Annotated in this window: 9 protein-coding genes; 2 read left to right on the forward strand and 7 right to left on the reverse strand. The window is 66.3% G+C overall.

The window, feature by feature from the left end; all coding sequences use genetic code 11:
* Positions 1 to 409: 409 nt before the first annotated feature.
* Both BLV94_RS46490 and BLV94_RS46495 read right to left on the reverse strand, forming a co-directional pair.
* Positions 410 to 3,424, reverse strand: coding sequence for an AfsR/SARP family transcriptional regulator (locus tag BLV94_RS46490; RefSeq protein WP_167372260.1), 3,015 nt, complete (start codon positions 3,422 to 3,424; stop codon positions 410 to 412).
* Positions 3,425 to 3,655: 231 nt separating this feature from the next.
* Positions 3,656 to 4,207: a YceI family protein gene (locus BLV94_RS46495; protein WP_072949879.1), complete on the reverse strand. Its 552-nt coding sequence runs from the start codon at positions 4,205 to 4,207 to the stop codon at positions 3,656 to 3,658.
* 509 nt (positions 4,208 to 4,716) lie between these two features.
* Between BLV94_RS46495 and BLV94_RS46500 the strand changes: the two genes are divergently transcribed.
* Positions 4,717 to 5,853 carry a patatin-like phospholipase family protein gene (locus BLV94_RS46500; protein WP_072949877.1) on the forward strand — a complete coding sequence of 379 codons (1,137 nt, stop codon included), beginning with the start codon at positions 4,717 to 4,719 and terminating at the stop codon, positions 5,851 to 5,853.
* 259 nt (positions 5,854 to 6,112) lie between these two features.
* Here BLV94_RS46500 and BLV94_RS46505 read toward each other — a convergent pair whose 3' ends face one another.
* From BLV94_RS46505 to BLV94_RS49820, 3 genes are all read right to left on the reverse strand, one after another.
* Entirely contained in the window at positions 6,113 to 7,132 is a 1,020-nt protein-coding gene (locus tag BLV94_RS46505; protein WP_072949909.1) for a beta-ketoacyl-ACP synthase III, read from the reverse strand.
* A gap of 521 nt (positions 7,133 to 7,653) precedes the next feature.
* Entirely contained in the window at positions 7,654 to 7,929 is a 276-nt protein-coding gene (locus BLV94_RS46510; RefSeq protein WP_072949875.1) for a hypothetical protein, read from the reverse strand.
* Between the two features lie 183 nt (positions 7,930 to 8,112).
* Positions 8,113 to 8,277: a hypothetical protein gene (locus tag BLV94_RS49820; RefSeq protein WP_167372258.1), complete on the reverse strand. Its 165-nt coding sequence runs from the start codon at positions 8,275 to 8,277 to the stop codon at positions 8,113 to 8,115.
* 2,851 nt (positions 8,278 to 11,128) lie between these two features.
* On the opposite strand from BLV94_RS49820, the gene BLV94_RS46530 reads away from it, so the two are divergent.
* Positions 11,129 to 11,755, forward strand: a complete 627-nt coding sequence (locus BLV94_RS46530) for a carbonic anhydrase (protein WP_072949865.1) — start codon at positions 11,129 to 11,131, stop codon at positions 11,753 to 11,755.
* 256 nt (positions 11,756 to 12,011) lie between these two features.
* On the opposite strand, the gene BLV94_RS46535 is transcribed toward BLV94_RS46530, so the two are convergent.
* Together BLV94_RS46535 and BLV94_RS49825 are read right to left on the reverse strand one after the other, a co-directional pair.
* Positions 12,012 to 13,409 (reverse strand): NAD-dependent malic enzyme, encoded by a 1,398-nt coding sequence (locus tag BLV94_RS46535; RefSeq protein WP_072949862.1) that lies wholly within the window; start codon positions 13,407 to 13,409, stop codon positions 12,012 to 12,014.
* Between the two features lie 364 nt (positions 13,410 to 13,773).
* Positions 13,774 to 14,052 (reverse strand): hypothetical protein, encoded by a 279-nt coding sequence (locus tag BLV94_RS49825; protein WP_167372261.1) that lies wholly within the window; start codon positions 14,050 to 14,052, stop codon positions 13,774 to 13,776.
* Positions 14,053 to 14,142: the final 90 nt, after the last annotated feature.

The raw sequence follows: 14,142 nt of genomic DNA on the forward strand, positions 1-14,142 counted from the left end.
CCTGATCGACTCGAAAACTGGCGTCCGCGTGGACCTTCCCGCGCATCGGAGGTGACCTGTGTCATGTGACTAAGATCCCAGGGCACTGTTAACCGACTCGAAACCGCGGCAGCGCCAGCCAGACCGGCCGGTTCGACGAGAACACCTTCAGTTCGACATCATGGCCCGAGCACCTCAGGGGTTCACGCTGCGAAGCACTCTGCAGTGCGGTCGAGGTGACCGTCGAGATTGTGGTCGTCGCCCCGCCCAGGGAAGGTATTGGCGGGTTTCGGCACGGCTACTGCGCTTAGACGCCGTGCCGGCACTCTTGGCGATGTTGGATTCTGAAACGCCGGCCTCGATGGCCTTCACCGCTCGTGTAGGCATCGGTGGCACCTGAGGCGAGACGTCGGATCGCTATAGACGATCCTTAGCGATGCAGCCTCGTCAACAAGTCCCGAGTAGCTGCCGATGGTGCCGCCCCAATCTCTGCGAGAGCGTGCTCGCACGACCGATAGACGGCCACGACTCGGGTCTCGTCCCCGGTTGCGTCGGCAAGCCTCATCGCCAAGCGGTAGGCGGCTTCGTGGAACGGATCTTCCCGCAGGACCTGCGCAATAAACTTCTCAGCCTCTACCAGCTCGTCGAGACCGACTGCAGTCTCAGCGGCCTCGAAGCGCAGGCTGGTGGCCCGGTCTCTGAGATGCGCACGGTGCTCTTCGGCCCAGACCGACTTCACACCGGGTAGGTACGGGCCGCGGCCGACGAGCTCCAAGGCTCGTCGCATCGTGCCCAGCCGATCTCCACCGCGCAGTGCGGCGGCCTCGGCAACCAGTTCCTCGAACCGTAACGATTCGCTGGTGATGAGTGCCTCCGAGCCGAGCCGGACGCCGCCGGCAACCACTTCAAGACGTGCGTCCTCGGGGAGAACCTGCCGTAGATGATGAATCGCCTGGCGCAGGTAGGACAGATTCGAGTCGCTTGTTCTGCCGTCGAACAGCGCACCGAGAAGTTCGTCTCGTGTCGCCTCGCTGGCCCGTCGATCGAGAAGATAGGCGAGCAGTTCGTAGCTCTTCTTGATGCGCGGCTTGACATCGGCGCCGTTCACACTGAGGGCAACTGCACCGAACTCGGTCAGCACGATCTTCGCTCCGACCGTGGCCGTCGTCCCACCGTGGCTCGATCCCCATGCCCGCCCAAGAACATGCCAATCCGAATCCCTGTCGGCTTCAGCGTCCAGTCGGCGTGAGAGAACCCCCGGATAATCTGTGAGTGCTTGCAGAATAGGGTGGTTCGTCCCCTGGCGATATGCGGCATCGAGCGCAACATCGGCGGCGCGGTCAGCCGCGTCAGGATTACCGAGGCGCCATTCGGCCTCGGCCAGGTAGACACCGGCGTGGGCCAGGGAGAACACACGGTCACTGCGAACGGCTGCGGCGACTACCTCGCGAAGATGCTTTGCCGCGGTGGCGGCGTCACCATCACGGAGCATGATCAACCCGAGCGAGGCCAGTGCCTGTTCACGGACGAACAGATACTGTTTGGACTCCGGCAGGTCCAGGATGTGGAGGAGTGCAGTTTTCGCGGCCGCGAGGTCGCCTCCGACACGTAGTTCCAGGTCCGCTTCCTCCAGATAGCTGAACATCTTGAGCATGATCGATCCGCTGGTACGAATACGGGTCCGCCCCATCTGCAACGCGCGCCGCGCCTCGTCGACGCGCCCCAATCGACACATGACTTTCACAGTCAGGATGGCCGAGAACCACACACCCTCACCCGCGCCCGCGGATGTCGCGTCGAACAGCCGGACGGCTTCCTCGGTGCGGCCCATATCGAGGAGGGCTCCGATACGCCAGGATTCGCCGACTCTGGCCGCCCACCCAGTCGTCCAATGCTCCATAGTCAGACCGAAATATCCCCGGTAGTAGTGCACTCGCATGACGAGTGCATCGAAGCTGTCGCCACAGAGGGCGCGGGCGGGGGGGATACGTGGCGGACCGTCATCTACCAGCGTCAGACAGTATTGCATCGCGTCACGGGATGGGCCGGGTGCGGTGAAGTCGAGCATCGAACGGGCAAGTCCCAGTTCACCGACGTGCATATACGACCAAGACATGAGAGCGCCAGCGCGACTGGACGACCGGGCTAAACTTTCGCGTTCACCGTCGTCCGCAAGGTCGTCAGCCAGCTCGACAGCCTCTCGATAGTTTTCGCCGGCAACGGCCAGCATCAACTCGGCGGGCGCGAGCCGTCGTCGACTGTCGCGCACTGGCGCCAACGCTGCCAACCATTGCTCGGCCAATTGCAAGTCGGCCCGTTCGGTGACGGCCTCGAGACAGTGCTCGGCGGCGACCAAGGCCTCGGGGAGTGCTCCGACTTCCAGGAACTCGGCGACAGCTTCCTCGTAATGGTCGTGCCGTGCCAACAACGCGGCATGACGGTGCCTTATCTCCCGGGCCTCGGCCGAGGGGCGGCGATTGAGAAGTTCGAGCAGATACTCCCGAAATCGGGGATGGCAACGCAATGCGTGGCCGTCCCGGCTCCAGTTTGCCGGGAGGTGGCGTGCACGAAGCTGATGCAGTCGAGCCGCCGGGTTTGCCGGACCGAGCGCCTCTGCGAAGGCCGGCGTCACCTGGTCCAGTACGGAGGTCGTGACAAGGAAGTCGACTTCTTCAGGCGTGAGAGGGGAGAGGATCTGTGTGGAGAGATAGCCGTGCAGGGGGTCGGCTTCGCCGCCCATGCCGGGAACATGGTCGGCCGACCGCCAGGCCTCGAAGAGAACCCCAGCCACCCATCCACCTGTCGCCTTCATGGCTTTGTCCGGGTCAGTATCCGGATTCCCGGCGGCGACGAGTGCTTGGGCGGCTTCCTCCCGGGTGAATGCCAGATCGTCTTCGCCGATGCCGGCTACCAGGCGGATGGTTCGGGAACCGAGGTCGATCGACAGCTCGCTGCGGCCAACCAGCACCGTCCGGGCAGTCGGCGGAAGATATCTCAGGAACGAGCCGAGCACGACCAAGGTCGCCTCAGCGGTCGCCAGGCGCTCGGCGTCGTCGAGGACCAGGACGACCGGCGCGTCACCGAGTGCTTCGGCGAGGAGACCGGCCACATTTGTGTGAGGAAGGCCAGCGGCCATGGCCCCTGTAGCAACACCGGCTACCCCTGGTACCTGCCTAGCCAATGCCTCCTCCAGGTAGGTCAAGAACTGTCCGGTGGTCTCGTCGGTGCGAGAGGCGCTCAGCCAGGCGACCGGGCGGGTGATCGTCTGGGCGGCTTGCAGTACCGCGGTCGTTTTTCCAGCCCCCGCGGTGGCGTATATGTATACGACCGGATAGTCCTCGATCAGTCGCGCAAGTAGCCCCTCGATCCGAGGTCGGGAGACCAGCGGAGCAGGGAGGGGAGGTGGTCGCACCCGCCCCTTGACGATCTTGCTGGGTTCCTGCATGACGCTTCGCTCTCTTGCCCGCCAGTTACACATAGTGTGCTCCAGCGACCGCTCATCTCACATAGCTCGAACAGCGGTCCGACTTTCCGCGGGATGCCCCCCGACCGAGGCATCCCGCGGGTGTAGTGCCGATCTCCGATTTTGATGTGCGGAGGAAGGGCCCGCAAGGGAACCGCAGAGTGGGTGCGGCCACCTGCCAAGAGGTAGTCACACGCACTCCACTGGGCGAAGCTAGGCCTGCAGGCCCGCCTCGATCTCGAGATTGATGGTGATTTTGTCGCCGACGACCGCGCCGCCGCCTTCGAGGGGCATGTCGATCGAGATTCCGAAGTCCTTGCGGTTGATTACGGTGGTGGCCTCGAAGCCAGCGACCGGTCCGTTGCCCATGCCGGGATTGACGCCATTGACCTCGAGTTCCAGCTCGATCTTCTTGGTGATGCCGTGCAGGGTGAAGTCACCCTCGAGAATGAAGGCGTCACCCTTCGAGCGCACCGACGTCGAGGTGAAGGTGGCCTTCGGAAACTTCTCGACCTCGAAGAAGTCGGCGGACTTGATGTGCCCGTCGCGCTGCGCGTTCTTGGTGTTGACAGAGTCAACCGCGATTTCGGACTGAACCGACGGAGTGCCGTCTTCGGCGATGGTGATCTGACCGGAGAAATCTTCGAAGGTGCCGCGGACCTTGCTCACCATCAGGTGGCGGACGGTGAAGCCGACGGTGGAGTGGACCGGGTCGATGACCCAGGTGCCCGTGGAAAGGCCGGGGGTTGCCAGTGCAGTGGTCATGTTCTCTCCTGGAGAAGTAGTTGTGCGACGAAACGCTCACGAGGTATCCGCCTGCAACTCGGAAATGTGGGTTGCATGCTTCGGGATGCAGCCGCCGATATCGGTGCGGGAAAGAGTTCGGTGTGGCGGGATACCGGGCCTTGGGATGCCCATCTCCGCACCGGTCAGACAGTTACCACCTCCCCTGTTCCATGAGCCGTCCAGGTCATGTGAGCGATGGTGTCGGGTCGGCGTTAACGAGGACGAAACTGAGACTGCCCACTTGGGGTGGACACCTCGACAATGGATCGTGAGAGTTTCGGGAAGGGATGCCGAGGTGGGACGTCAGTCGCCGCATCCGGAGGAGTTCCGGAGGGATGCTGTCGTGTGATACCGCGCAGCCGACGGTAAAACGCACCTCCGACGGGCGCCGTCACAGCGACAGCCCGAAACCAGTCAAACGCTCCCACAGTCCAGAGCGGCTCGCTACCGTCAGCGGGTGGCCGAGCGCGTGGGACTCGTCGTCTCGGGTGGCGGGCGCCCGCGGCGCCTACGAGGCCGGCGCCATCACCTCGCCGCTGCCCCGACTCGGCCGTCCGCCGACGATTCTGGTCGGTACCAGCGCCGGTGCACTGACCGTGACCGGTCTCGCCGCCGATGCCGATCTGGGCCTCGACCAGGCCGCCGAACACGTGGTGTCCCGGTGGAGTTCGGTGGCGCTCGACGACGTGTTCGGAGTGGTCAGCAGCATCGCCGGCGGCGGCCTGCGGTATCTGGGGCAGCTCGCGGGGCTGCACGTGCGACTGTCGAGCCCGTTCGACACCACCCGGATGACCGAGACCATCACCAAGCTGGTGCCGTTCGAGCGGGTGCACGAAAACATCGAGCGGGGGATCGTCGAGGCGGTCGCCGTCGCCGCCACCTCGGTCGCGACCGGCGGCACCGTGGTCTTCGTCGAGAAGCACCCCTCGATCGAGCTGCCCCGGTATGACGCGAACCGCAACATCAGCTACGTGGAGACCGAGCTGCGGCCCGAGCACGTGCTCGCGTCCGCGGCGGTGCCGGGGCTGTTCCGGCCCATCCACATCGGAACCCCGCCGGCGTGGGCCGGCTGGTACGTCGACGGCGGATTGCGGCTGAACATGCCGCTCAAGCCGGCCGTCCAGATGGGCGCCGACCGTCTGGGCATGGTCTCCACCCGGCCCCGCCACTGGCCGACCGGGTTGCCGTCGCAGCAACACACCGGCACCGGCGAACCGGACATTTTCAACGCCGCCGGGGTGATCCTGCGGGCCATGCTCGCCGATCGGATGGTCGAAGACCTGCACCGTCTCGAGTCCCGCAACGCACAGGCGCACGCCGACCCGGGCGGCGCGCCCTTCCGGCCCATCGATGTCGAATTCGCCGGTCCGCCGCTCGAGCGGGCGGATGCGCTCGCGGTCCTGGCGGACGAGGTGTTCCGCCAACGGTATCGCGGGCTGCGGCGGCTGCGGCATCCGCAGCTGAGCGTGCTGGCCCGGTTCATCGGCGGCGAGGCCACCGACCGTGGGGGCCTGCTCAGCTTCCTGTTCTTCGACCCGGCATTCACGGTGCCCGCGGCGGCGCTGGGTCGGGCCGACGGTCGGCTCCGACTTCACCGACCCCGGACCACCGGGCGCAACGCGTAGCGTGTGACCCGCGCCCGCCGCCGCGGGGAACCGACCGGGATGCTCGAGTGGAGGCCGACCCTCCCGGTAGGTGGTCGGTGTTTTCCGGTCGGTATCCGGTGTCTATCGGATCGGACGTCGCGGTGGCCGAGCATGCCCGCAGGCACGGCTGGCCGTCGACGTTTCGGCATTCCGGGACGGGTGCATCGGCGGGCGCGTGGCTCGGACCGGTGAGGAACGCCAGGGCTGAAAGTGGTGGTGGCGGTTCGAGATCAGCTTCTCAGGAGTGCTGTGGTGCGGCGGGCAGGGTGACCACCTGGGCGGCGTAGGTCAGGCCGGCGCCGAACCCGACGAGCAGTGCAGTGTCCCCGGCGTGCGAATCCCCGGTGCGGAGCAAGGTTTCCATGGCGAGCGGCACGGAGGCGGCGGAGGTGTTGCCCGCCTCGACGATGTCCCGTGCGACAACCGTGGCGGGTTTCAGCTTCAGTCGCTTGGTGATCGCTTCAGTGATCCGCAGGTTCGCCTGATGTGGGATGAAGGCATCGACTTCGTCGATCGCGACACCTGCCCGGTCGAGGGCAGATCGGCTGACTTTTTCCATCTCGGACACCGCCCATCGGAATATCGCGGGCCCGTCCATCCTCACGGTGGGCGGTGGGCCCATCGGATTGTCGCGGAACGTCGTCAGCGACGGATGTTGCGTGAGGGCGTGCGCCTGGGATCCGTCCGAACCCCATTCCACCGGTCCGATGCCCGGTTCGTCGGAGGGACCGACCACCACAGCGCCCGCGCCGTCGGAGAAAATGAACGCGGTGGACTTGTCCGTGAAGTCGACAAACTCGCTGAGACGCTCGACGCCGATGACCAGCACATGGCTGGCGGTGCGCCCGCGCACGACATCGGAGGCCAGTGCGAGTGCAAGGCAGAAACCGGCGCACCCGGCGGAGACGTCGAATGCGCTTCCGGTGATCCCTAGCTGGTGCGCGATCTGCGGGCCGGCTGCGGGCGTCTGGTAGGGGAAGGTCGAGGTCGCCACGATCACGCACCCGATCTGGTCCGGGGGCACCGCGGACGAGCGCAGGGCGTCTCGACCGGCGCGCACGGCCATGTCGATCAAGGTCTCGTCCGGTCCGGCGAAGCGCCGAACCCGAATTCCCGATCGGACCCGAATCCATTCGTCGGTGGAGTCGATCTGACGGCAGATGTCGTCGTTGGTGACCACCCGAGAGGGTCGATACACCCCCAGTCCGAGGATCGAACTGTTCTGGATTTCCTGGCAGTTCGTGATCGGAATTGCCACGGGCGCACTCCGTTGGTCGACCAGCAGCACTCGCCGTCCGCGTCTGCTGGGTGGGTTGTGTCCTCCAGTGTCGTGACCGCCGCCGACGAAGGGCAGCCACCCTAGGGTGAGGTCGCCACCACCTTGTTTCGCTCCCGTCGGCCCTGATCGGTTTCTGCCGGGTGAGACCGTTCGACGGCACGCACTGGAAAAACAAAAGTACCTATATGGATTCAGGGCGGCCGCGAGCGCGGATACTGCGCGGCGGCGGTCAGGTGAGCACCTATTGATTGACGACCATCACTTCGTCGGACGTCGTGAACACCCACTCGACCCGTCCAGCGGTACGCCGACTACTGGCACATTCTGTGTGGCGGCCATCGACGACCGTGGCAGACCTTGTTCAACTCGTGCACTGCCAGCGCGCCGGAGCCACGACCCCTACCGGCAGTGGCGCGCGGACACCGCCGTGCAATGGCTACCGTGACGACAGCCGCCGGCACCGCGAACAAATCCGCCGGGATCGTCGCCGCTCCCGATCATTAAATGTGCAGACACTTCGCGGTCGCCCACGCATACTGCAGCGCGGCATCGACATGCGCGAGCGCAGCCCGTGCGTCCCGAATCTGAGCCGCGACGACCGCTGCCAAGGCATCCGGATCGGTCGTCGAACCCTCCCCGACACTCCGCAGACCATGGCGGGCGTCCGGCCAATCCTCGATCTCCGCCCGCACCCGCAGGAGCCGGTCCCGGAGCGCCAACACCATCTCCTCAGCGTCCCGCGCATTCTCCCGGTAGATGCTCGTCGGATCGGCCATACCCTTTTATCCTCCTCTTCCCCTACCCCGGCCGAGACGATCGTTGGCCAGGTCGTCCAGGTAGCGCTCCAGCGTGAGTTGGTCGATGCCGGTGACGTCGCCGGTGGGGTAAGTGAGGAACCGGGTGCAACGGGTCACTGTTTGGGATGTCGCCGGTGGTTTGGGTTGAGCTGCGTCCGATGTTCAATCACCAGCGGGGACGAACGGTCTGGAGTTCGAGAGGTCCTCCGCACTGATAGTCAGCTGGGCGACCGCGGTGACCTGCCGACGGCATTCGCCGAGCGCCTCCGGGGTGACCCTGGCGGCGTCGAGCCGGTCGCTGAGCGGCTGATCGAGGCAGCTCCACATCCGGAGGGTATCGAAATTCAGTTCTGCCCAACCGGTGTGACACGCAATGTCGATACTGCGCGCGGCTGCGCACTCGTCCGCACGGAAGCGTCCGCCGGCCCTGCGACCGGCACCTTCGCTGAAAGTCCACCGTAGAGCTTGCCGATGACCAGGACCTGTCGGCGGAGGCCCCCTCGGTGATTGATGCCCCGCGGGATACCGATGGGGATGCCGGGGCGTTTCTTCTCGCTGCTACAGGGTCGAGGGGTCCCCGACATCGATCCGGGCCGCCGGTTGGCCGCAGCACGATTCGGCCGACCTTCGATGGCCATGAACATCGGCCGACACGCGGTCGTTGTTGCGCTCCCCCGAAGTCCTCGCCGCCACCTTCAACACCCACCTCGGCGATCTACCGAACTTCCCGTTCACCACCGATGACGGGCTCATCGTCACCCGCACCAACCGCTCGACGAACGTCCGGCGAAGGCTAACCACCAACCATCCGGACCGCGATCCACAGCCTTCCCCTCCCCGAGCACGGCATCACTGATGATCGACGCTGAGGACCGCGTCGATCAAGAACTGGGCCGGGCCTTCACCGAATGTCCCGGCCTGCCCGCATGTCCCGGCCTACCCGCAATGTCGATACTGTGCCCGCGTCGGGACAGCACACCGACAGATGTACGTCGCCGACCCATTCCCTCCCCCACTGCCTTGATCTACTCGACCGCAACATCGTCTTCGGTCACGTCAGGCACGTGGGGTGGGCTTCGCTTCCCGGGTCGGCGAGAAAGCCTCAGCGGAGATCCCGGCCGGTTCATCCGTGAGCATCGGCGCGACCGCGAAGCGACTGTGCGCTTCAACGATGGCGTCGACTTCGTTGATCCCAGCGGCTGCCCGACGCTTCAGGACGTCTGACGTGGGTAGGCAGGTTGGATTAGCCGAACTCAGCCAGCCCTTGGCCCGCTCGATCGAGTCGACGCTCGCCCAATCATGCGTGTGCGGGCGACCCCTGCAGGGTTACCGGTATCGGCGGTTCGATTCGCCGTCGATCAAGCGGTAGATGACGTACAGGGAGAACCACGTGATGAGCACAGCCGCGAGAACCAGCAACACCTCGAAAACAATGACCACCGTCACATTCTAGAGCGCTGGGCGGCGGCGATACGTGGGAGGCACCGTCTGGGGCACGAAGGACGGCAGCATCGGTTCTCCGGCGTGTGAACGGTGTTGTGGGCGGGTGGGTGTTCGGCTCGTTGCGGGGCGGGAGCATATCGATTGCCAGGATGCCGCGCTGGCGGCGTGTTTCGATCCTCACCGGGTCGCATCCCCAAGCGCGGACAAGCGGGGGTGGCGGGAGCACGGTGGAACGGCAACGCGGCCAGCGCCGAGGGTGCGGGCAACCACGCCGGTGTACCGATCTCGCCGAAGTGTGCGGTCAGCCCGCCGCAGTAGGGGTTTCGCCAGGTGGCGAGACGATCAGCAATCGGCAGGTTTGCTCCGCCGCCCTCCTCGCAACAGGCGATTTCTCGCCATGCATGGAGGCTTGCGCCTCAGTCCGACTGCCGGGACCTACCACTGTTCGCCCAATGGTTGGTTACCGCGGTTTACCGTTACGGTGATCGAGTTCCTGTCAGGCTCAATGGTTTTGGCATCCGATGTCCGCCTGTTCATCCTGATCGGCATGGTGCTGCTGCTGTTCCGGCCCTTCGTGTACTTCCCGTTTCGCCCTGAGAGAACATCTACCTCCGCAGCGGCTCGTCGGCCACCGCCTCGACCCCCACCTGCTCGGTCTCCACAAGCGACGCCGGCGCGACCAGGAGCAGGCCTCCGACGGATCCCGCTTCCGGGGCGCCCCCTCACGCGCATGTGCTCCGGAAGACGAGGTGACGCAGGGGCACTGACTGACTCGGCGACCGACTGTCGGTCGTCTCAACTCAGCGACCGGCTGCTGGTGGCGCGGTGTTGGTGTGTGTGCGGGGACGAGGACCACCGGGCGGCGGCCGTGGTGGATCAGGTGCGAGGACGGTTCGCCGACTCGGATACCAGTGGCTATGCGCGGGTGCGCGAACGCCAGGTGGACGATCGAGCGTGATGACTCGACGTCCCGGCGGGTTCCCGGACGGTGGTGGTACGGCGGCCGGGCGATCTGGTCGCGGGGGGTGGAGAGACGGCGGGCGGGCGATGTCGTTTCCGGGGTGGACGTTTCCGGCACGGATCGGGTGAGGCTCATCGAGAGGTTGGCCGCCAGGATGTGATAAATCTGTGGCCGGACGAGGCCAGGTGGCCGCAGGACATCGATGTGGTGGCCCTGCTCGAGGTTGTCCGGCCGTCGGAGGACCCACTAGGTGATGTGCCCTGCCAGCAGGCTGACCGCGCCGTCAACCACCAGGAGGGCGCCGCCCCAATCCACATCATCGTGTTCATGGCTTCCTGCTGGGCCGTGATTCGCGCGCCGGGGTGGGCCCTCGGGTTGCGGATCAGCGGTTCGGTCGGGACACGAGACTCGCGAGGCCTATCGAGGGCTGTCTCCCCCGTCGATGGTGGGCCGCCGGAAGCACGCAGGATGTCGGTCTGACTCGACGCCCGCCACTGGCGGGACTGGCCACCGCTGCACCCATCCCCCCAGTGGGCGCCACCCGACGACGGGCGTTTGCTGCAGCATGATCTCGCTCACAGGATGTGTCGGGCGGTCACACACCCTCACGACGCCGCGGGAGATTCCAGGCCTCCGACTCGCACCGGCTGATCGGCACGAGGCGTCGCCCGTCACTTCTCCTCACACGTCCCGTCGGCGAGGCGCGAACCGGAGTTTCCGTCGCCGTAATGTTCCCGCCGAGCAGCCGCAACAGGGCGGGTGCACGATAACCGCATGCCCCACTCCAACCCGGTTGCCGCGTGGAAAACTCTCCGCCAGGGTAACGAGCGCTTCGTCAGCGGAATCTCGATCCACCCCGGTCAGGGAATCGCCGACCGCGCGCAGCTCGACGCCGAGCAGCACCCCACCGCGGTAGTGTTCGGATGCGGAGACTCACGTGTCGCCGCGGAAATCATCTTCGACCAGGGACTCGGTGACATGTTCGTCGTCCGAACGGCCGGCCACGTCCTCGACGACGCCGTGCTCGGTTCCATCGAATACGCGGTGCAGGCCCTCGACGCGCCCTTGATCGTCGTGCTGGGTCATGACGGTTGCGGCGCCGTGAAGTCCACGCTCGACGCGCTGGACAAGGGCAAGGTTCCGGACGGCTTCATCCGCAGCATCGTCGAACGGGTGGCGCCGTCGATCATGGTGGGTCGCAAAGAGGGCCTCACCACCGTCGACGAACTCGAAGGCCGCCACGTCGTGGAGACCGGGGCTCTGCTCATGCAGCGTTCGCGCATCATCGCCGATCGCGTCGGAAGTGGTGCCTGCGCTATTGCCGGCGTCACCTACAAGCTGTCCGACGGCCGGATGCACCTGCAGGGAGGGGTCGGAGACATCGGCGAGCTCCGCGACTGACGCGACACACCGAGCCCGCTGATCCGCTGATCCACCGGTCCATCCGAAGACCCGACGCGGTAAACGGAACGCACGGGCAGATCGCGAACCGGCCGATCTCCGCGGCCCCCGAGGTCACCGCGGAGGAGACCCGGAAGGTCCTCGCCAGGCCGGCGAGCATTGCGACTCGATCGATTCCCCACGTGCCGACGCATCGGGACACCTCGTGCCCGCTGCGGTGATCGCCCGGGCGCACGCACGACGAAGATCGAGTAGCTCACTTCTGCGGCTGTGGCCCCCTCTCGGCCACCTGACGCACCGCCGCCGCGACCGCCGGCGCGACACCCGCGTCGAACACGCTCGGCACGATGTAGGTGGCATTGAGCTCCGGCGGCGACACCCTGTCGGCGATCGCGCGGGCCGCGGCGATCAGCATCTCGTCGGTGATGTCGACCGCGTGCGCGTCGAGCAGACCGCGGAACACCCCTGGGAAGGCGAGGACGTTGTTGATCTGGTTCGGAAAGTCCGACCGGCCGGTGGCCACCACGGCGGCATGTTCGCCGGCGACGACGGGATCGACCTCCGGGACCGGATTGGCGAGTGCGAACACGATCGAGTCGTTGGCCATCGCCGCGATGTCCTCGCCCGTGAGAATGTTCGGCGCGGAGACCCCGATGAACACGTCCGCCCCGACCAGCGCGTCCCGCAGTGATCCCGTCCGAGCCTCCGGATTGGTGTGCTCGGCGATCCAGGTACGAAATTCGTCGGCGGTGTCGTCCGGGGACAGAATTCCCTTCCGCCCGCACCCGATGATGTTCGTGCCGCCCTGGGCGACGAGCAACCGGATGACGGCGTGCCCGGCGGCGCCGACACCCGAGACCACGATCCGAGCCCGGTCGAGCGTCTTGCCGACCACGCGCAGCGCGTTGGTCAGGGCGGCCAGGACCACGATCGCGGTGCCGTGCTGGTCGTCGTGGAACACCGGAATGTCCAACATGCCGCGTAGCCGCGCCTCGATCTCGAAACACCGTGGGGCGGAAATATCCTCAAGGTTGATCCCGCCGTACACGGGCGCCAGGGCGCGGACGATCTCGACGATGGCATCCGGGTCCTGCGTGTCCAGGCACACCGGCCACGCGTCGACACCGCCGAACCGTTTGAACAGTGCCGCCTTGCCCTCCATCACCGGGATCGACGCCGCGGCACCGATGTTGCCCAATCCCAGGACCGCGGACCCGTCGGTGACCACGGCGACGGTGTTGCGTTTGATCGTCAGGCGGCGCACGTCCTCGGGGTGTTCGGCGATCGCGGTACACACCCGGGCGACGCCGGGGGTGTAGGCGCGGGAGAGGTCGTCGCGGTGTGTCAGCGGAACCGTCGGGACCACCTCGAGCTTGCCGCCCAGATGCAGCAGGAAGGTGCGGTCACTGACCTTGCCGACGGTCACCCCGGGCACCTCGGCGATGGCGGTCGCGATCTGGTCGGCGTGCGCGACGTCCGAGGCGTCACAGGTGAGGTCGATGACCATATGGTCGGGATGGCTCTCGGCCACATCGAGCGCCGTCATCGCACCCTTCACCGACGCGATCGCGGCCGCCAACGTCGACGTGGTGCCGGCGCCGACCGGTGCATGGACGCGGACGGTGATCGAATAACCGGGGCTGGGACTGGGCATGGGAACTCCTGATCGAGTGACGAGCAGCAGGCGCCCACAGGGGGCGTGACCCGATCGGCCCGCACGGCCGGCGCTTCCGCCGCAACATCTTCAGTCTGCGCGGCCAGCGCCGATCCGGACAAGACGAGTTCGGCTGATTCCGCGCGCGAAACGCTGCCCCGCGTCGCCGGGCCGCGGAGCGCGGAGCAGGATGGAAGACACCCGCGGCAACAACCACCAGGCGCGAACACAGAACACCGCCGCTGCGGCGCCCAACCGCGAGAGACAAACCGGAAAGAGCAGGAGCCGTCATGACGGCACACAAGAATCCACCGGTCGGGCCCACCACCGATCACGAACGAATCCGCTGTTGGATCCAGCACCATCACGGGGCGCCCGCAACGACCACCCGGCTCCCGGCCCGCCCCGCGTCGGCGACGACAACGCTGCTGGTCGACTTCGCCGGTCTGCGCCCGGGATCGGGTCTCGAGCACATTCCTGGATGCAATAGTTCGCCCTGTTCGACGCGCAGGCCCTCGCGTTCCGATTCCCCGGCACCGAGGACAGTCTCGCGTTCGAGCTGATACCACGCACCACCGGAAGACCAGCCGGGCGGCACCAGACCACACCCGACCGGCACCGGAATGAGAACTGCCGAAAACATGATGGCCGGGGAATTCGGCGCCGCGCCGATATCGTCGAGTCGGGCCCGCCCCGGCGACGAAGGTGGTTTCGAGCCGGCGCACACCCCGGC

It is taken from the genome of Rhodococcus koreensis (assembly GCF_900105905.1).
Lineage (GTDB): Bacteria > Actinomycetota > Actinomycetes > Mycobacteriales > Mycobacteriaceae > Rhodococcus_F > Rhodococcus_F koreensis.

Excerpts from the sequence above, each read along its gene's own strand:
- BLV94_RS46490 (WP_167372260.1), bottom strand. The coding sequence starts at position 3,424 with ATGCAGGAACCCAGCAAGATCGTCAAGGGGCGGGTGCGACCACCTCCC.
- BLV94_RS46495 (WP_072949879.1), bottom strand. The coding sequence starts at position 4,207 with ATGACCACTGCACTGGCAACCCCCGGCCTTTCCACGGGCACCTGGGTC.
- BLV94_RS46510 (WP_072949875.1), bottom strand. The coding sequence starts at position 7,929 with ATGGCCGATCCGACGAGCATCTACCGGGAGAATGCGCGGGACGCTGAG.
- BLV94_RS49820 (WP_167372258.1), bottom strand. The coding sequence starts at position 8,277 with ATGTGGAGCTGCCTCGATCAGCCGCTCAGCGACCGGCTCGACGCCGCC.
- BLV94_RS46530 (WP_072949865.1), top strand. The coding sequence starts at position 11,129 with ATGCCCCACTCCAACCCGGTTGCCGCGTGGAAAACTCTCCGCCAGGGT.
- BLV94_RS46535 (WP_072949862.1), bottom strand. The coding sequence starts at position 13,409 with ATGCCCAGTCCCAGCCCCGGTTATTCGATCACCGTCCGCGTCCATGCA.
- BLV94_RS49825 (WP_167372261.1), bottom strand. The coding sequence starts at position 14,052 with ATGTTTTCGGCAGTTCTCATTCCGGTGCCGGTCGGGTGTGGTCTGGTG.